The organism is Nonomuraea sp. NPDC050478, assembly GCF_044458265.1.
Taxonomy (GTDB): domain Bacteria; phylum Actinomycetota; class Actinomycetes; order Streptosporangiales; family Streptosporangiaceae; genus Nonomuraea; species Nonomuraea ferruginea.
Genome location: NZ_JBITHT010000012.1, coordinates 58244 through 75453 on the forward strand (window position 1 = coordinate 58244; position 17210 = coordinate 75453).

Genomic DNA, 17210 nt, shown 5'->3' on the forward strand with positions numbered 1-17210 from the left:
GCAGGTCAGGGCGACATTTACCGACTTATGGGGTCTTGCTCCGCGCTCTGAAGGCCGCCGTCTTCACCCGGTTCTGGCACGCCGTGGAACAGAACCGCCGGGTCCCGTTGCGCGAGACGTCCACGTACACCCGATCGCAGTGCGGCGCGGTGCAGACCCCGAGCCGGTCGTGGAACTCGCTGCCGAGCACGTGCGCGAGCCCGGTGGCGCAGCTCGCGGCCCAGTCGCCCGCGAGGGTGCCGCCGGGGCCGTGGTAGTGCAGGTGCCACGGCTCGCCGTCGTGCCGCATCAGCATCGGCCGCGCGCCGGTCTCCGCCAGCAGGGCGTTGATCCGCTCCGCGGCGGCGTCGACGTCGCCGGCCGCCACGGCCTCGAACACCGCGCGCAGCCGCTGCGCGACCTCGGCCAGCTCCGACCCCTCGGCCTCGGTGACCGGCTTGTGGCCCGGATAGCCCGTACGCAGGCCCTCGGTCGCGGCCTCGGCCAGACCGGCGGGCGGCGGGGCCGGCCGCCCGCGCCGCTCGCCCGGCGTGAGGCTGTTGACCAGCCCCACCGCCACGCGGATCACCGCATCGCCGTGACTGTTGAAGTCCACTTGACCAGTTACGCCCTTACGTTCTAGTTTGTAACTGCCCAAAGCTTACAAGACAGTCACAAGGGGGATCGTCGTGTTGGACCACGATGCCGCACTCGCCTGGATGGCGCGCTGGGATCGCCAGCAGGAGGGCTACCTGCCCGACCGCGAGGAGCGCTTCACCGCGATGATCGACGCCGTCGAGGCGCTGGGCCGCCCCGACCCGCTGGTCGTCGACCTCGGCTGCGGCCCCGGCTCGCTGGCGGCCCGCCTGGTCGAGCGTCTGCCCGGCGCGCGGGTGGTCGGCGTGGACGCCGACCCGCTGCTGCTCGGCCTCGGCCGGGCCGCCTACCCGCACCTCACCCTCGTCTCCGCCGACCTGCGCAAGCCCGGCTGGACGGCCGCGCTCGGCCTGGACGGCCCCGCCGATGCCGCGGTCAGCACGACCGCCCTGCACTGGATCGACCCGGAAGAGCTGAAGGCGATGTACGCGGACGTCGCGTCCATCCTGCGCCCGGGCGGCCTGCTGCTCAACGGCGACCACCTCGACACCGACGACGCCACCCCCGCGCTGGCCGCCCTGGAGCGCGCCGTGCACGACAAGCAGACCGCCCGCGTCTTCGGCGACGACCTGCCGGAGGACTGGCGCACCTGGTGGGACGCCGTGGCCGCCGACCCCGCCCTGGCGGAGCTGAACACCGCCCGCACCACCGCCGGGGCCGACCACCGCGGCTCGGAGTCCCACCTGCTGTCCCACCACGCCGACGCCCTGCGCGCGGCCGGCTTCGCCGAGGTCGGCACCCTCTGGCAGCGCGGCCACAACCGCCTGCTCTGCGCGGTGCGTTAACCTCTCGGAAGTCCGCACGGCCGGGGCCGGGTCCGATCCCGGCCTCGTGGAGCTCACTCTGTGACACCCACGGAAGGACGCACATGCTGCCCTGGTCACCCGATTTCGCCGGCCGGATGGACCACGCCGTCATCGACAGCCCGGCGCTGCGCGGCAACCCGCTCGGCGACCCGCACGAACGACCGATCTGGGTCTACCTGCCTCCGGGGTACGACGACGACACCGACAGGCGCTACCCGTCCGTCTACGTGATCCAGGGCTACACCGGCCAGCTCACGATGTGGGCCGGCCGGACCCCGTTCCGCCGGCCGTACCCGGAGATGGCGGACGCCATGTTCGCGCGCGGCGAGGCGCCGCCCGCGATCGTCGTGTACGTGGACGCGTGGACGTCCGTCGGCGGCAGCCAGTATCTGGACTCGCCCGGCACCGGCCGCTACCACACCTACCTGTGCGAGGACGTGGTCGGCTGGGTCGACGCCCGCTACCGCACGATCCCCGCACGCGACGCGCGGGCCATCACCGGCAAGTCCAGCGGCGGCTACGGCGCCATGGTCAACGCCATGCTGCGGCCCGACGTGTTCGGCGCGCTCGCCACCCACGCGGGCGACGCCCTGTTCGAGGCCGCCCACCAGCCAACGTTCCCGGCCCGCGCCCGCGATCTGCGCGACCTGTACGAGGGCTCGTACGACCGGTTCCTCGCCGACTTCCGCGGCCGGATCCCCGGCACCAGGAGCAGCGACATGCAGCTCATGGAGATCTACGCGTACGCGAGCGCCTACTCGGCGGACGACGACGGCACGGTGCGCATCCCGTTCGACGCCAACGGCGCGCTCGTCCCCGAGGTGTGGGAGCGCTGGCTGGCCCTGGACCCGGTACGGATGGCGCGGCGCCCCGAGTACGCCGAGGCGCTGCGCTCGATGCGGGCCGTCTGGATCGACGCGGGCACCCGCGACGAGTGGTACCTGGACCTGGGCGCGACCGCCTTCCGCGAGGCGGTGGCGGCGGCGGGGGTGCCCGACGACCGGGTGCGCTTCGAGCTGTTCGACGCCGGCCACATGGCCATCGAGTACCGCTACCCGCTCGCCCTCGCCTGGCTGTGTCACCGTCTGACCGGATTCTCCGGATAGCGCTTCTCGGTGACGAGCAGCCGGATCACCTGCTCGTCACCGTGATGGACCACGTCCGCCGCCCAGACCACGTAGTCGTCCTCGTACGCCGACTGCTCGTACGCGTACACGACGAAGCCCTCCGGGGCGTCGGGGTCGGGCCGGATGACGTTGACCATCACGGGCAGCCCGTGCTTCCTCAGCTCACGATCGAGTTCGGCCACTGTCTTCCCCTCGACCCGCACGCCCTCCAGCGGCCCGCCCTTCCCGGTCGCCGGCTTCCCGGGATCGAGCTCGACCCGCCTGTCGTCGGGGACGAGCTCGCACGGAGCGACCGGATCGCGCATGAGGATGGTGCTGGTGCTGCTGGCACCGCGCGGGTTTACGGTCATCGTCCACACGAAGGTCTGGCCGGGCTCGAACCGCTTGGTGTCGATCCGCATCTGCCAGCCCTCGCGCTCGCCCGGGATGGTGGTCGGCGCGTGATACAGCCCTGGGGGGACCTGCTCGACGACCTCCGCCCGCGGCTCCCGGCACATCATCCCGTACGGGACATAGTCCACGATGGCCGGCACCCCGAGCTCGTGCAGCTGCTCGGTCAGGCCGCCGGTGTCCCGGAAGTCCCGGACCACCACGTCCACGACGCCGTCGGAGCCCATGGTGACGGCGTACGCGGGGTCGCCGCCGCCCGCCGTCATCACCGCGACACCGCCGGCCGTCATCATGGTCACCGCGGCGGCCGCCGCCAGCAGGAGACGTGGGCGTGGCCGCCGCCTCGCCCGCGCCGCCACGTACTCCTTGAGCTCGGCGAGCCGCCGCTCCTCGAAACCGGCGAGTGGTGCGCTCATCATGATCCTTCCATGCTCGTGGCGAGATCGGGGAGGGTGGCGTCCCTGAGCAGGCGGCGCGCGCGATGCAGCCGGACCCGCGCCGTGCCGAGCCGGATGCCCAGCGCGGCGGCGGCGTCGGCCACCGGGATCCCGTCGGCGTCCACCAGCTCGGCGATGGCCCGCAGGCTCTTCGGCAGGGCCGCGATGGCCGCCACCAGCGGGCGCGCGGCCCGCTCCGCGTCGATCCGCTCCTCCAGCCTGGCGATGTCGTCGGCGTCCAGGTCCCTCCGGCCCGCCGCCCGCCCTGTCTTGTGCAGCTCGCGCGCGGCCCTGCGCTGCTCGATCGCCACCGCGTTCCTGGCGATCCCGAACAGCCAGGCCACCTCGCTGCCCCGCTCCGGCCGGTAGCTGCCCGCCGTGTCGATCGCCGCCAGGAAGACCTCGGTCGTCACGTCGTCCACCGTGTGTGGATCCGTGACTCGCCTGGCCACGAACCGGCTGACGGACTCGGCGTGTCTTCGGTAGAAGACCTCGAACGCGGCCGGATCACGCGCGATCCGCCGGAGGTCATCGGTAGTGCCTGCCATCCAGGTGCGCCTTCTTGTCGGGGTTTTCCCCTTCTTGTGCATGAGGGCCGCCCGGCATTACATCGGGATTTCCGAAACCGCGTAATCCACAGCGGTGCACCCACTCCTCTCTAGTGAACGAGAGGAGCTCTTATGAGCAGGAACAGACTGACGCTCGCGTTGTCACTCATAGCCACGGTGGCCGCGAGCGTCCTGGTCGGGACGGCGCCGGTCGCGTCCGCGACCACGCAGGCGGCGCCCAAGGCCGCCACGCCCGGGTTCGCCTGTGATGCCACGGACGCCGCGGGGAAGGGATGGGTGCTTCCGGTCTACGCCCACCAGCCGGGCCAGAGCCAGTACGCCACCGAGCTCGCATCGGTCGAGCGGACGCTGTGGGAGACCGACCAGACCTTCGACGCGAGCGCCCGCCGGTTCGGGGGGTCGCTGCGGATCAGGTACGTCCAGGACGGCGACTGCCGTCCGATCGTGGCCCAGATCCCCTTCGTGAAGGGCCGCAACCGGGCCGAGCTGGGCACGGCGTTCTCGGAGAACCTCGCCGGCCAGCCCGCGCGGGTGCGTGAGCTCGTGGCGACCAAGCGGGTGAAGCTCATGTTCTTCGTCCGCGACAACGAGATCACCAACTCCTGCACCGGCGGCGGCGCGGACGCCGGGCTCAGCACCGGCGGCGTCATCCTGCCGCGCTGGTGCTGGAGCGAGGCCGGGTTCACCCACGAGATGATCCACGGCTTCGGGCTCGGCCACTGCAACGTGGACGGCACGTCAGAAGGCAACGGCGACGACCCGGTCTGCCGCAACATGGGCAGCAGGCCCGAGTGCACCGCCGACACCGCGTCCAACTACCACCTCGACTCGTGCCGTACGGACAAGTTCCGCTACTTCGAGCCCACCAGGGCCTCGCAGCCGGCCGGGGAGCCGCTGGCCGAGAACAGGAACGTCGCGTTCAGCCCGTACCTGATCAAGGACCAGCCGACCCCGGCGGCGGACTTCCGGATGCGCGTGGTGGAGAGCGGGCTGTGCCTCGACGGCGGCGCCCAGCAGGTGACGCAGGCGGAGTGCTCGAACAGTGACAAGCAGGTCTGGCGCCGCAGCATCGACACCCAGGGCTACCTGACGATCCGCAACGCCGGAACCGGCCGCTGCCTGCAGCTCACCGCCAAGGACAAGGACGCCGTCCCGGTGATCACCGCGCCGTGCGTGGCGAAGCAGAAGTCGCAGCAGTGGATCCCGGACGCCGACCAGGACAAGACCAACTTCTTCAACCGCTCCGGCGGGAAGTCGGGCGCGAAGCTCACCGTCCAGGGTGTGAAGGACGGCGCCGGAGCGAAGGTGGTCCGCGGCGGCGGCACCCCGATGGTGGCCGAGTACCTGCGCACCGGCTCCTCGCCCGCCCCGGCCCCGACCAAGACGGCCGCCCCGGCCCCGGCCCCGGCCCCGACCGCGACCCCGACCAAGAGCGCGACCGCGAACCCCACCCCTCGCCCGACGCGGACGTCGCTGCCGGTGTCGCGCAACATCCGCATCGAGAGCGCGTCGGGTCGCTGCCTGACCTCCTTCCGTACGAACGTGCGCCTGGGCTCGTGCCGGGCGGCGAACTGGCGGCTGGTGCCGACCACCGGCGAGGCCGTGCAGATCCGTAGCCAGGGCCGTTGCCTGACCCTCGGCTCGGCCCGCAGGGGCCTGCGCTCGGTCGTCCTGACCAGGTGCGGCAAGACGAGCACGAGGCAGCAGTGGGTGGTTGAAACCCAGCAGAACGGGACCATTACCCTGAAGATCGCCGCCACCAGGGCCACCCGGCTCGTCGGCGCCGGGCACACCCGCGTGCACGCCAAGACCGCGCACCCGAGCAGGTCACTCACGTTCACGATCAGGTAAGTGGAAGATTCGCAGCGCGAGGACGCGGCCCTGACCAGGCTGGTCAGGGCCGGAGACAGCCGTGCCGTGGCCGAGCTGTACGAGCGGCACCACGCCGCCGTCCTCGCCTTCGCCCGCCGCCTGTGCCAGGACCCGCACATCGCCGAGGACCTGGCCAGCGAGGCGTTCACCCGCACCCTGCGAACCGTCCGCGGCGGCGAGGCCGGCCCGTCCGGCGCGTGGCGCCCCTACCTGTACGCGGTCGCCCGCAACACCGCGGCCGAATGGGCGCGCACCGATCAGCGGCGGGTCCTCACCCCCGAGTTCCGGGACGACGAGCTGACCGTGGCCGAGCCCGAGCCGCCCGACGATCTCGTCACCCGCGCGTACCGGTCGCTGCCGCCGCGCTGGCAGACCGTGCTGTGGCACACCGTGATCGAGGACGAGCGGCCCGAGCAGGTCGCGGAGATCCTCGGCACCACCCCCGGCAACGTGGGCGTGCTCGCCTTCCGCGCCCGCGAGGGCCTGCGCAAGGCGTACCTGGCCGCCCACGTCGCGGGTGCCTCGGGCGACTGCCGCAAGTACGCCGACCCGCTGGCGGCGGCCGTACGCAAGAAGAGCGGCCGCCTCCCCCGGGCCCTGCGCGCGCACCTCGACTCCTGCCCGAACTGCGCGCGTGCGCACAGCCGGTTGCTCGACCTCAACGCCACGCTGCGGGCCGCGCTGCCCATCGCACTGCTGCCGTTCGCCGTGGAAGGGCTGGGCAAGGCCGCCGCCTCGAAGAGCGCCTCCATGGGGATGCTGGGGTGGGCGATCCCGGCGACGGCGGCGACCGTGATCACCGCCGCGATCGTCTTCACCCTGCCACCGGAGCCCTCACCCCCGCCCGCGGCCGCCCCGCCCACCTCCTCCACTCCCACTCCCACGCGCTCGCCCTCCGGCTCCCCCTCTGCCTCGCCCTCCGGCTCCCCTTCGCCTTCGCCCTCGCCTTCGTCCTCGCTTTCGCCTTCACCTTCGCCTTCACCTTCGAAGACCCGTAAGCCCACCCCGGCAGCGGTCGCCGACACCCGGATCAGCTACGCGGGCCGGTGCGTCGGCACGAAAGGGACCCAGGTCGCGGCACTGAGCTGCACCGACCCGGGGACAGCCTGGCGGGTCAAGGGCGACGCGTCCCGGTTCCAGCTCGTCAACGCCGTGACCGGGCGATGCCTGACAGCCGGCGCCAAGTACGACACGGTCTCCTTCAACGGCGGCGGCATCCGTACCGTCCAGCTCACCCCCTGCTCGGCCGCCCCGGCCCAGCGCTGGAACAGACCCACCTTCAGCGACGGCGTGCCCCGCCTGGTCAACGTCTCCACCGGCATGGCCCTGTCGATCGGCAAGGAGTTCGGCGGCAAGCGCCCCCCCCACCGCGTTCATCCTCTACGGCGCCTACACCGACTCCGCCGACCAGCGGATCACCTTCCGCACCGGCTCATGATCCTGGACCGGCTCCCCACCGGTGACGCGGACGCTCCGCAGCCACGTGCGTGCCTCCTCGGTGTCGCCGGCGGCGACCCGCTCACCATGGCGTCGGGGTCGACCGACGTACGGACCCGTCAGACGAAATCGGCCGCCGTCATCCCGGGCGGATGGCCCGGCGGCCACTGCACGAGCTCGATCCTGTAACCGTCGGGGTCGGTCAGCCAGGACGTCCGGAACCCCGGCCCGAGCTCCGCGGGCGGCTCGGCCGTGACGCCCTTGGCCGCGAGATCGGCGACCGTCGCGTCCAGATCGTCCACCTGCACCACGAGGTGGTTGACGGCCCCGGTGTCCTCGACCGGCCGCGCGGGGTCGTACACGAGCTCAAGGCTGACGAACGGATCGTCGGGCAACTGCAGCATGGTCAGGCTGCCGAAGTCCGTCTCGGGGACGAACCCGAGCTTGGCGTACCCGAGCGCGGTGTAGAAGGCGAGCGAGCGCTCCAGGTCGGTCACCCGCAACCCGAGGTGCAACATCCGCATGCCCGGCAGAGTAGTGGCCGGCCGCGGGTCCGGGGGGACGGCCGGGACGATCGAGGACGGCGCCTGGAGCCAGGAGCGGCCGACTCTCGCTACGACGCTTTCCCCGCCGGATAGACGAGAATGAGATCCACTCCTGGGCGTGTGTACAGGCGCAACCGGTAACGGCCGGGACCACTGCGCGCGAGGTTGGGGAAGCGCACCTTGCTCGCCGACAGTGTCTGCATCACCAGGCGACCAGATTCGCTAAGGATGTCCGCCTCGACCACCTTGTCCCAGCCACTGCGTCGCAGGGGCGGCGGGGCCGAGCGCAACGCCTTCGCCGTGACGCAGGTCGCCCAGTCCTGAGCAGGCGTGAAGATCAGTGCCAGCCGGCCATGAGTCACCAGAGGGCTGGACGACCCCGCACTCCACATCGCCTCGGTATCTTCTCCGGTGTCCGCTTCCGCGTCGTAGATCCCGTACGGCTGACTGTCCCAGTCGTAATAGGACGCGGTCGCCTGGAAGCGGGTGCGTAGCGCGGGCCACGGGTCGCGGCACAGGGCGTCCTCCTCGCGCGCCTCGCGCGCCGACTGTTCGCGCCGGAGCTTCTCCTCCTCGGCCTGCTGCTGTTCGATCTGAGCGGACGACAGCAACAGGTCCGGATATTTCCGTCCAATCACGTCCGGGCAGATCAGCGCCAGCAGCGCAGGACGAGCCTTGACCGGCTCCCCTGCCGCGAACCTGACGCACGCGCCTCTGCCCCTGCTGAGCAGTTCCTGGTCCGAAACCTCCCGATCAGGCTTCCGCACGGCGCACAGGTAGGCTCGATCACGCTGGCGGGCCGGGACATCGGCGACACGTGGCGGCTGCCTGACCCAACAGTCCATGAGGTCACCGTTCCGCCAGGCGTAGGTGAGACGCGGAGCGCCCTCGGGTCCGACGACCATCAGCAGGAGGACCGCGGCCACGGGCGCGACCGCCGCGGGCACGCGCAGGGGCGCCCTCCGCCTCGGCTCATGGTTCAGTTCATGTGCCGTACGCGCCATCCAGACGATGTGGAGCACATCCATCGCCTCGGCGATCGACTCGATCACGCTGCCGCTCGTCAGGCTGTCCACGAGCTCCACCAGGAACGGGCTCACGAACGTGCCCCACCCGATGAGGAGCGTCACCCGGCTCCAGCGTCCATCGCGCCACTGGGCGAGCAGGAGCAGCGCCATCACGACGAGCGCCGCCGCACCCACGGCCATGACGGTCGCTTTCGCGGCCGGCCCCAGGAAGAGCTGGGGCCTCGCATCGCTCACCAGGCCGCTCGCGAGCAACGCGACGGGTTCCACCAGCCCGAAGAGGAGCAGAGCCAGCCGGAAGGGCAGACCTGAGCGGGTGAACACCACCGTGAACAGCACGAGCAAGGACAACCGGAGCACCACTCCGATGACCGTCTCGACCAGATCCGGAAGGAACGAGGGGATCAGCGACCACACCACATTGGCGTACAGCAGCAGCCTCAGCCACGTGGCCGCCGAGCGCATCGGCAGAGCCATCGGCGCGGGCACCCGCAGCACCTGCCACAGCATCCACGCGTTCACCAGCCCGAGCAGCAGCAACCAGGCCAGCACCGGCACCAGAGGAGACCTCCCGACGATCTCGTCGGGTGGATACCACATGGTGACCAGCCATGCGGGCGTCGCGGTGCCGATCACCAGGCCGAGAATGATCGAACCAATGGTGAGGACTAAAGAGGCACAAGCCGCCAAACGGTATAAGGGCACGATGAGGCTTGATCGTAGTACGTGCTCACTGCCCGGAAGGTCGTGAACGCGGACCCGGTGCAGCCCTGTAGTTGATCGCCGACCGCGGAGGTCCTTCCGCACCTACTGCGATCACGCAAGTCCGCATCGATCGCGCCCGCGCCCAGTGACTCTACGACCGTCATCGTGCCCGATCCTGCGTTCCTCGGCCCGCGTCCTGCTACACCAGCGTCGGCGACTGGGTCCGTCACCTGGTGGACGTTGACCGACCTGCGCGCCACGGATGAATGCGTGCTCCCTGCTGCTGGAATGCCTACTGACTGGAGAGGTCCCATCCGAACCGGTGGTCATGTCCTGGAATTGAACGGACAGGATGGCAACCTCCTCTGCGGCGCCTACACCGACTCCGCCGACCAGCGCATCACCCTGGTGTGATCAGGGATTGCCCCTCTGCCAGGTGCCGAAGGGAGGGACGGGCCTGTCCATGAACTCCTTCAGCTGCTTCACCTTGTCGACGCAGTCGGGGCAGACGTACGCCTCGACCGCTCTCGCGGTCGCCTCCGGCGTCGGCTCACGGAAGGCGCCCGACACCGTCATGCCCAGCGGCAGGCGGGTCTCGGGATCCATCATGACCGTCATGACCTGCGCGGGAACGAAGCCGAAGGTGCGCTTGCACATGTGGCATCCGCCGATCGTCCTGATCTGCTCGTCCGCCATGGGCTCCCCACCTCCAACCGCACCGTACAACGTCGCTCTTACTGGCGCACCCGCCCGGCGATCTGCCGCGCGCACTCCAGCGATTCGGTATGCGTGGTGTCCACCACCAGGTCGTAGACCACACCCTCGTGAACCACCTCAGCCTGCAACGCGGCCATCCCCTCGGTCCGGTCGCCCCGGGCGATCTCGCGCCCCGCGGCGACCTCGCTGTCGCACCGCACACCGACCCACAGCACGTCCAGCCCGGCGAGAGCCTTCTCCCACCGCTGCTGGGACCCCGCCCCGCCGAGAAACACGTCATCCACGACGATCCGGGCACCCGCGCGGGCCATCGCCGCGATCCCCGCGGTCCACGCCTCGTCCAGCGCCCGGAACTCCGGCCCCACGATCACCTGGCCGTCGGGAGCGAACTCGATCCCCTCCTCCGACGCCCGCATGGCCGCGGGCATCGCGTCGACCAGGTCGTCCACCGAGAAAGCGAGCCAAGGATCCGGCAGCACCGCCTGCAAGCACCGGGCGATCCCGGACTTTCCCGAACTGGAGCCACCGTTCAGCACGATCACCTGAGTTGTCATCGCGCCACCCTAGAGGCCCGCCCCGCACGCCCCAACCGGTTTTCCCGTTCCCCCACTGGCGAGGGAGCCGCCTCCCTCGCACGGGGGAGGGCGCCGGACCTCGTCCCCGGAAAGCGCGTACCCATGAGCACCACACCTGCGACCTACCAGCCCGCGTTGTCCGCACCCCCCAGCCGGCTCACCATCTGGGCCGGCCGAAGCATGATCATGATCGCCGTGGCGCACACCGCCGTCTTCGCCCTCCTCGCCCCCTGGTCCAGCTGGCTCGCCGGAGACCTCCGCGACGGGGTCGCCGACGCCGACTCCCTGGCGATCTTCTGGGCACTGCCGGGCGGATTCGTCGTGGTCCTCGCCCTGCTGGGACTCCTGGTGGCACGGCTGGGACGGCAGGGACAACACGTACCCGGATATGTCGGCTGGGCGACCCTCGCCTGGGGAGCCCTGGCCGTCACCCTGATCGGACCGAGCGGTTTCCTGCTCACGGCCGTCCCCGCCGGCCTGCTCATCACGGCGAACCTCACCGCCAGGCGGTAGGGCCGGCCCTACCGCAAGACGGGGGTGCGCGGCAATGTGGCCGCGGCCGGCGACCGGGACTCTGGCCATGAATCCGTCGCCCCCCAGGAGGTTCCGTGTCCACGGTCCTTGGTACGCCGCTTCGCCGGGTGATGCAGTGGCATCGACCGCTGATGCTGATGGTCGCCTCGATGCTGCTTCTGCTGGTCGTCTCGACGATCGGGCTCGTGCTCGACGACCGGGTGCTTCTCGGCGCCCCCGTCTGGCTCAAGCCGTTCAAGTTCGCCGTGTCGATGGCCGTCTACGGAACCACCCTGGCCTGGATGCTGTCCCTGCCTCACCGGGGCAGGAAGTGGACCTCCGGCCTGGCCACCGTCTTCGCCGTCACCGGGTTCGTCGACACCGTCATCGTCGCCGTCCAGGCCGCCCGCGGCACCTTCAGCCACTTCCACAAGTCCACCGCACCGGCCGAGAAGATCATGCTGGTCGTCTTCGGCAATGCCGTGCTCCTCATCATGCTGGCCAACCTCGCGCTCGCGATCATCCTGGCCTTCCAGCGCGTCCACGCCGACCGCGCCATGAGCCGGGCGATCCACACAGGCCTGGCCCTGGCCGTCGCCGGCATGGCCCTGGGCTTCCTCATCCCCATCCAGGGCAAGGCGGAGACCGCCCTGACCACCAGCGGCCAGCGAGTATCCCTGAGCAGCGGTCACAGCGTGGGCGTCCCCGACGGCGGCCCCGGCCTTCCCCTGACGCAGTGGAGCACCACCGGCGGCGACCTGCGGGTCCCCCATTTCGTCGGCATGCACGGCCTGCAGGTCATGCTGATCGCCGCCCTGCTCCTGGCGGCACTGGCGGCTCGCTACCCCCGCTTACGCGACGACCGGACCCGCGCCCGCCTGATCGCCGTGCTCGCCACGAGCTACACCGGCCTGATCGCCCTGGTCACCTGGCAGGCCCTACGCGCCCAGCCCCTGATCCACCCCGACGCCCTGACCCTGACCGCCGCCGCCCTCCTGGCAGCGCTCACCGCCCTGGCCACCGCCACGGTCCTGGCAACGCGGCCAGGCCCTGATCGGAGGATTTAATACCGGAGCCAACGTGAAGTCCGTCTTCGCAGGACATCAGCTCATAGCAGTCGTCTTTGCACGACATCGGCGATGACGGCGTTCACGACCTTGCCGACTTCCTCAGGCTCCGGCGGGACCCCCTCCCGGCCGGCGAACAACATGTGCCCGGCCCCGATCAGGGAAAGCGCCAGCGCCTCCACATCGGCGTCCGCCGCGATGCGGCCCAGTTCGCACTCCTCGTTCAGGTAGGCGGCGATCATGGCTGCAGCATCCGTCAAGACCGGAACACCGGGAGCCGAACGGGCCTGACGCAGCCGGGCACGCAACTCGTCCCGGAAGATGACGAGAGCGACGATCGCCACGGCGACCGAGTCGAACAGGTCGACAAGCGCCCCGGTCAGGTTGCCGGCGACGTCGCCGGTCCCGGCGGAGCCGCGAAGGGCGTCGGCCTGGCTCTCGAGCCGGGCGATGCGGTCCCGCACGAGTTCGGCGAGGAAGGCGTCGAAGTCCTCGAAGTGCCGGTGCAGGACGCCCTTGGCGACGCCCGCCTCCGCCGTGACCGCCCGGCTGGTCAGGTCGTTCGCCCCGTCCCGGAGCAGGACGCGTTCGGCGGCGTCGAACAACTGCTGCCGCACATCCCGGAGGGCCACTCCAGTCGGCATCGCCCGTTCCTCCTTCTTACCCGCCTCCGCCCGCCCTTCGCTCACCGCGAACCGTGCGCGGGTTGATGAGTGGGCATGCGCCCACTATTGTGGGCACATGCCCACTCTAGCGCAGGAGCAACCAGAGCCTCCGCGGAACGAGCCCCATAAGGCCAGGCAGATGGCGGAGTCGTTCGGGGTCGACACCGAACGCTACGACCGGGCCCGGCCCGACTATCCCGACGCCCTGGTGCAGCGAATCATCACCGCCAGCCCTGGCCCCGACATCGTCGACGTCGGCTGCGGCACCGGCATAGAAGCCCGCCAGTTCCTGGCGGCCGGGTGCAAGGTGCTGGGTGTCGAGCCGGACGTCCGGATGGCCGAGTTCGCCCGCCGCACCGGGGTCGAGGTCGAGACGGCGACGTTCGAGGACTGGGACGCCGCCGGTCGCACCTTCGACGCGGTGGTCGCCGGGCAGTCCTGGCACTGGGTGGACCCCGTCGCGGGCCCGGCCAAGGCGGCGCAGGTGCTGCGTCCCGGCGGCCTGCTGGCGGTGTTCGCGCACGCGTACGACCCGCCGCCCTTCGTCGCGGAGGCGTTCGCCACCGTCTTCCAGAAGGTGGCGCCCGACTCGCCGCTCAGCGCCGCATCGCCGAGGCCGGCCCAGGACATCTACCAGGCGATGTTCGCCACGTTCGCCGACGGCATCCGCAAGACGGCCGGGTTCGGCGAGCCGGAGCAGTGGCGATTCGACTGGGAGCAGTACTACAGCCGCGACGATTGGCTCGACCTGCTGCCCACCACCGGCGCGCTCACCCGACTCCCGCCAGACAAGCTGGCCGAGGTGCTGGAGGGCGTCGGGGCCGCCATCGACGCGATCGGTGGCAGCTTCACCATGGCCTATACCACGATGGCGATCACCGCGTCACTGAACACCTGAGTCGCCCACCACTCGGAGGACGCGTGGGCCGGGAGCGGCACACGCGCTCCCGGGTACGCCGGTGAAGTAGACGATCACAAGCTCCCGTCCCGCGCCGCAGGGGTCCACCGCCGTCACGGGCGCCTGCGCGGCGGCTCCCATAGCTTCCAGGGGCGTCCACACCTGTGCATGGACATGTCAGCAGCCGCGCTAGCAACATCAGGTAGGACCTAGCCTTGTATGCGATCATCAAGGAATGACAACGAGAAAGGCTCATGGTCGCTGACCACCGGCTCGCGCTGCACGCGACGCTCCCCGACCGCTACGCCCGGCATGAGGTCCTGGCCTCGACCATCGACCACCGCGGCCGGCTCGCCGCCCTGGTCGCCGACCCCGCCCAGCGCTTCGTCCCCATCCCGCGCTCCTCTCAACTCCGGCAGCCCTCACGCTACGACGCAACCGCCGTCATCTGCGACGGGCCGGAGATCCACGAGATTCCGCTGACAGACCTCAACGAACAGGTCGCCCTCATCGACACCCACGGCGATGGCATCGTGCTGGCCGCTGCCCGCTGTGAGCCTGTAGGCATCGGAATCGAGCGCTACCAGGAGCCGGTTCCAGAGGACGAACTAGACCTCACCCATAACGTCCAGGTGATCGATGGAGGCGGCCAGATCCAGTCAGCCTTCTACGCCGGTGACGGCATCAAGCACCTCATGACGGACGCCCGGGGCGCCATCTGGATCAGTTACTTCGACGAGTCGAACTACTGGTTCCCCAACCCGAACGGCACCCGGTCCTACGGCTTCGCAATCGGCCTGGCGCGCTGGGACTGTGACGGTGGCCAACCCTGGATGGCGTCGGACCACACTCCAGACGTCTTCTGGTGCGACTGCTACTCGTTGAACGTCGGACGCGAAGTGGTCCACGCCTGCCCCTACCCCGATTTCCCACTGATCGAGATCGATGGTCACGGCGTCCGCAGCATCACCCCGAACTCCATCACACGCTGTCACGGCCTAGCCATCTCAGGTGCTGAGATGGCCCTTCTCGATCAGCACCGAGCAGGCGGCGGGTTCCGCTGGGAGATCCGCAGGGGCCGCCGGCAGAGCGGAGCCGTCATCGAGTCAGACCGAGATCACCCAATACGTGGGCGTCGAGCCGACTCGGTCTGAGGCGAAGGAGTCACGACATGGCAGGAAGAGTGGGCGCCTACTGCCGCCACGACACGAATGGATGCTCGACTCCGGCCTTGCGGAGACCACCTCACTCGATGAGCAGGTGGAAGCTGTGATGAATCAGTTGGCCGGCGCCTGGGATCGCATCAGAGAGTTGACCGCTGGTGGCGCAACGGCCACGTTGGTCATGCTTCGGTCGTTCGAACCGGGAGAGCACTCCAGCCCGCGAGGCCTCGTTCTTGACGCAGAAGCCATTAGTTCTCTTCAGAGAGCTGGAGCCGATCTATGGATCGACGAGTACGACTTATCGTAGGGCTGGCGATGGAGACACTCGCACGGGCCTCGGAGTGCACGAACTGAGCGCTGGACTGATCGCTGTCCATCCTCACCTGCTGGGAGGCGACCGACGTGCCGCGACCGAAGCCATCTCCAGCGCTCTCCTGGGGAAACAGACCCCGGTGGCTCCCAAGACTGAGCTGGATCGCCAGTCCTCAGCCGGTGTAATCCTCGTACTCCCACTCTCCGATCCGGGCGATCTTCTCTGCCAGCTCACCCCATGTAGGGGCCTCCAGTGCGGCAATGCGATCGCTCAGCCACTCGGTCACCTTGTCGGGATGAAGTTCGGCAACGAAGAGCCAGTGCCGACCGATGAGAAAGGGGCGATGACGGAGTTGCTCTGTGAGGGCCGACGGGGTGCAGACGGTGAGTTGAAATCGCTCCTCGCCCAGCTCACCCTGAGGACCGACATACATTTCCAGAAGTTCGCAGGCACGGGCCGGATCGTCCATCCTCCGCCCCGCCTCAAGATCTACCCAACGAAACTCTCCTAGTCGTACTCTCACAGTCCCATGATCGCCTAACAAGTGGGCCGTCACCTTGGGAGTAGCAGGGATCTTGGCTCAAAGAGGCGTTGACCTACGGCTGAGGAACGAAGCACGGATCGTCGACGTCAGGAGGCCTTCCAGGTAACGGGCTCGGCTCCGTCGGCGGTGGAGGAGAAGGTGACGGCGACGGGCTTGTCGCCCTTGCTGACGAGGTAGACGCCGCACTGCCGGACACTCTTGCCGGGCTGAACCATGCCGTAGGGCACGGATGATTCGCAGCCCTTGGGGCCGTTGCTGCCGATCGCGATGAGGGTGAGCGGGCGCAGGGTCTGGCCGCTCGCGGTGCGCAGGAAGACCGCCCTGTCCATGCCCGGGTACAGCTTGGAGGTGCCGTTGTTGCGGTACTGGAGCGTGACGAAGTGCGCCGTGGCGGCCTTCTGCCTGGCGTTCAGCTTGTAATCGGCGAGCGCGTCGGGACCGGCCTTGCGCACGCTCTTCGGCGTGACGGTCAGCGGCACCTCCTTGTCTCGCGCGTCCTTCCACGTCACCTCGGCCGGCTTGTCCGAGGGCAGCACGCTGCTGCCGGTGTCGCCGCCCTCGACCTTCCACATCTGGATGCCGGAGTCGTCGCTGTAGGAGACGGTGGCGGGCTGGGTGCCCTTGGGAAGCATCACGACCCGGCACTCGGTCGCCGCCTGGCCTGCTGTCAAGGCACTCGGAGCCTTCGTGCCGTTGCACGTCTCCAGCGGGCCGCTGCCGGGCGAGGCCAGGGGGTTGCTGCTGAAGAACGAGACGCGCTCGCCGGCGGTGCCGTCCGCGAGCGCCAGACGGAAGTTGTTGACCACCTGAGCGCTCTGGACCTCACCAGATCCGGTGTTGGTGATCGACACGGTGAGGTAGTGCGGCACCATCCCACGTACGTCGTCGTCGAGCCGCACGTCCTTGAGGTCTTCGGCCGAGCCGAGCTCGAGCAGGGTCGGGTGGAGCGTCAGCTCGTGCGCCTTCTTGCCGCGGTCGGTGTAGTGCGCTCGCCGCGGTGCGGTGTCGAGTGTCAGCGGCGTAGCCGTGGACGCGGCCTGGTCCGCCTCCGGCTTGTCACCGCTGACGTTCTTGCTGGTATCGGAACCTCCGCAGCCTGTCAGGAGCAAAGCGAGAACGCCCGCCCCGGCGATGGTACTGACCCGTCGGCTGACGCGCTGCACTGCGACTCCCGTCGTTTCCGTGGTCCTCTGCAACCCCCGTTTA

General features: G+C 69.8%; 19 protein-coding genes. 9 read left to right on the forward strand and 10 right to left on the reverse strand.

The genetic code is table 11. The features are described 5' to 3' along the window. Positions 1-25: 25 nt before the first annotated feature. A complete protein-coding gene (locus ACIBF7_RS41840) occupies positions 26-595 on the reverse strand; it encodes a CGNR zinc finger domain-containing protein (RefSeq protein WP_148036716.1) in 570 nt (189 codons plus the stop codon). Between the two features lie 73 nt (positions 596-668). Between ACIBF7_RS41840 and ACIBF7_RS41845 the strand changes: the two genes are divergently transcribed. Continuing rightward, complete coding sequence (locus ACIBF7_RS41845; protein WP_271280041.1) at positions 669-1421, forward strand: trans-aconitate 2-methyltransferase; 753 nt, start codon at positions 669-671, stop codon at positions 1419-1421. Positions 1422-1504: 83 nt separating this feature from the next. Beyond that, complete coding sequence (locus ACIBF7_RS41850) at positions 1505-2548, forward strand: alpha/beta hydrolase family protein (RefSeq protein ID WP_271280040.1); 1044 nt, start codon at positions 1505-1507, stop codon at positions 2546-2548. On the opposite strand, the gene ACIBF7_RS41855 is transcribed toward ACIBF7_RS41850, so the two are convergent. Both ACIBF7_RS41855 and ACIBF7_RS41860 read right to left on the reverse strand, forming a co-directional pair. After that, entirely contained in the window at positions 2521-3378 is an 858-nt protein-coding gene (locus tag ACIBF7_RS41855; protein ID WP_364233098.1) for a hypothetical protein, read from the reverse strand. The genes ACIBF7_RS41850 and ACIBF7_RS41855 overlap by 28 nt on opposite strands. Further along, complete coding sequence (locus tag ACIBF7_RS41860; protein ID WP_397199604.1) at positions 3375-3944, reverse strand: RNA polymerase sigma factor; 570 nt, start codon at positions 3942-3944, stop codon at positions 3375-3377. Before ACIBF7_RS41860 ends, ACIBF7_RS41855 begins: the two co-directional genes overlap by 4 nt. 132 nt (positions 3945-4076) lie before the next feature. Between ACIBF7_RS41860 and ACIBF7_RS41865 the strand changes: the two genes are divergently transcribed. Together ACIBF7_RS41865 and ACIBF7_RS41870 are read left to right on the forward strand one after the other, a co-directional pair. Continuing rightward, positions 4077-5816 (forward strand): RICIN domain-containing protein, encoded by a 1740-nt coding sequence (locus ACIBF7_RS41865; protein WP_397199605.1) that lies wholly within the window; start codon positions 4077-4079, stop codon positions 5814-5816. After that, complete coding sequence (locus ACIBF7_RS41870; RefSeq protein WP_397199606.1) at positions 5817-7463, forward strand: sigma-70 family RNA polymerase sigma factor; 1647 nt, start codon at positions 5817-5819, stop codon at positions 7461-7463. Here ACIBF7_RS41870 and ACIBF7_RS41875 read toward each other — a convergent pair. From ACIBF7_RS41875 to cpt, 4 genes are all read right to left on the reverse strand, one after another. Further along, a complete protein-coding gene (locus ACIBF7_RS41875) occupies positions 7394-7798 on the reverse strand; it encodes a VOC family protein (protein WP_148036709.1) in 405 nt (134 codons plus the stop codon). The two genes, ACIBF7_RS41870 and ACIBF7_RS41875, sit on opposite strands and share 70 nt — an antisense overlap. 89 nt (positions 7799-7887) lie before the next feature. Beyond that, a complete protein-coding gene (locus ACIBF7_RS41880; protein WP_397199607.1) occupies positions 7888-9480 on the reverse strand; it encodes a hypothetical protein in 1593 nt (530 codons plus the stop codon). A gap of 483 nt (positions 9481-9963) precedes the next feature. Further along, positions 9964-10245, reverse strand: a complete 282-nt coding sequence (locus tag ACIBF7_RS41885) for a hypothetical protein (protein ID WP_397199608.1) — start codon at positions 10243-10245, stop codon at positions 9964-9966. Positions 10246-10283: 38 nt separating this feature from the next. After that, positions 10284-10820, reverse strand: a complete 537-nt coding sequence (gene cpt, locus ACIBF7_RS41890) for a chloramphenicol phosphotransferase CPT (protein ID WP_246640231.1) — start codon at positions 10818-10820, stop codon at positions 10284-10286. Between the two features lie 123 nt (positions 10821-10943). On the opposite strand from cpt, the gene ACIBF7_RS41895 reads away from it, so the two are divergent. Then, complete coding sequence (locus ACIBF7_RS41895; protein ID WP_397199609.1) at positions 10944-11354, forward strand: DUF6463 family protein; 411 nt, start codon at positions 10944-10946, stop codon at positions 11352-11354. A gap of 95 nt (positions 11355-11449) precedes the next feature. Then, positions 11450-12421: a hypothetical protein gene (locus ACIBF7_RS41900; protein WP_397199610.1), complete on the forward strand. Its 972-nt coding sequence runs from the start codon at positions 11450-11452 to the stop codon at positions 12419-12421. Between the two features lie 41 nt (positions 12422-12462). On the opposite strand, the gene ACIBF7_RS41905 is transcribed toward ACIBF7_RS41900, so the two are convergent. Then, positions 12463-13065 carry a TetR/AcrR family transcriptional regulator gene (locus ACIBF7_RS41905; protein WP_364233086.1) on the reverse strand — a complete coding sequence of 201 codons (603 nt, stop codon included), beginning with the start codon at positions 13063-13065 and terminating at the stop codon, positions 12463-12465. 160 nt (positions 13066-13225) lie between these two features. Here ACIBF7_RS41905 and ACIBF7_RS41910 point away from each other — a divergent pair, with 160 nt between their 5' ends. The 3 genes from ACIBF7_RS41910 to ACIBF7_RS41920 all read left to right on the forward strand — a co-directional run bounded on the left by ACIBF7_RS41910 (position 13226) and on the right by ACIBF7_RS41920 (position 15454). Continuing rightward, positions 13226-13984, forward strand: coding sequence for a class I SAM-dependent methyltransferase (locus tag ACIBF7_RS41910; protein WP_397199611.1), 759 nt, complete (start codon positions 13226-13228; stop codon positions 13982-13984). Between the two features lie 254 nt (positions 13985-14238). Beyond that, positions 14239-15138, forward strand: a complete 900-nt coding sequence (locus tag ACIBF7_RS41915; RefSeq protein WP_397199612.1) for a hypothetical protein — start codon at positions 14239-14241, stop codon at positions 15136-15138. Further along, complete coding sequence (locus tag ACIBF7_RS41920) at positions 15113-15454, forward strand: DUF4279 domain-containing protein (protein WP_397199613.1); 342 nt, start codon at positions 15113-15115, stop codon at positions 15452-15454. The genes ACIBF7_RS41915 and ACIBF7_RS41920 overlap by 26 nt, the downstream gene beginning before the upstream one ends. A gap of 178 nt (positions 15455-15632) precedes the next feature. Here the strand turns inward: ACIBF7_RS41920 and ACIBF7_RS41925 are convergent, their stop codons facing one another. Then, on the reverse strand, positions 15633-15929 hold the full coding sequence (locus ACIBF7_RS41925) for an Imm8 family immunity protein (RefSeq protein WP_397199614.1): 297 nt from the start codon (positions 15927-15929) through the stop codon (positions 15633-15635). Between the two features lie 161 nt (positions 15930-16090). After that, positions 16091-17113, reverse strand: coding sequence for a hypothetical protein (locus ACIBF7_RS41930; RefSeq protein ID WP_397199615.1), 1023 nt, complete (start codon positions 17111-17113; stop codon positions 16091-16093). Positions 17114-17210 lie beyond the last annotated feature (97 nt).

Bases quoted from the DNA above. Each gene is read 5' to 3' on its own strand.
- ACIBF7_RS41915 (WP_397199612.1), top strand. From the start codon at position 14,239: ATGGTCGCTGACCACCGGCTCGCGCTGCACGCGACGCTCCCCGACCGC.
- cpt (WP_246640231.1), bottom strand. From the start codon at position 10,820: ATGACAACTCAGGTGATCGTGCTGAACGGTGGCTCCAGTTCGGGAAAG.
- ACIBF7_RS41885 (WP_397199608.1), bottom strand. From the start codon at position 10,245: ATGGCGGACGAGCAGATCAGGACGATCGGCGGATGCCACATGTGCAAG.
- ACIBF7_RS41895 (WP_397199609.1), top strand. From the start codon at position 10,944: ATGAGCACCACACCTGCGACCTACCAGCCCGCGTTGTCCGCACCCCCC.
- ACIBF7_RS41875 (WP_148036709.1), bottom strand. From the start codon at position 7,798: ATGCGGATGTTGCACCTCGGGTTGCGGGTGACCGACCTGGAGCGCTCG.
- ACIBF7_RS41850 (WP_271280040.1), top strand. From the start codon at position 1,505: ATGCTGCCCTGGTCACCCGATTTCGCCGGCCGGATGGACCACGCCGTC.
- ACIBF7_RS41910 (WP_397199611.1), top strand. From the start codon at position 13,226: ATGGCGGAGTCGTTCGGGGTCGACACCGAACGCTACGACCGGGCCCGG.
- ACIBF7_RS41865 (WP_397199605.1), top strand. From the start codon at position 4,077: ATGAGCAGGAACAGACTGACGCTCGCGTTGTCACTCATAGCCACGGTG.
- ACIBF7_RS41905 (WP_364233086.1), bottom strand. From the start codon at position 13,065: ATGCCGACTGGAGTGGCCCTCCGGGATGTGCGGCAGCAGTTGTTCGAC.
- ACIBF7_RS41860 (WP_397199604.1), bottom strand. From the start codon at position 3,944: ATGGCAGGCACTACCGATGACCTCCGGCGGATCGCGCGTGATCCGGCC.
- ACIBF7_RS41855 (WP_364233098.1), bottom strand. From the start codon at position 3,378: ATGATGAGCGCACCACTCGCCGGTTTCGAGGAGCGGCGGCTCGCCGAG.
- ACIBF7_RS41925 (WP_397199614.1), bottom strand. From the start codon at position 15,929: ATGGACGATCCGGCCCGTGCCTGCGAACTTCTGGAAATGTATGTCGGT.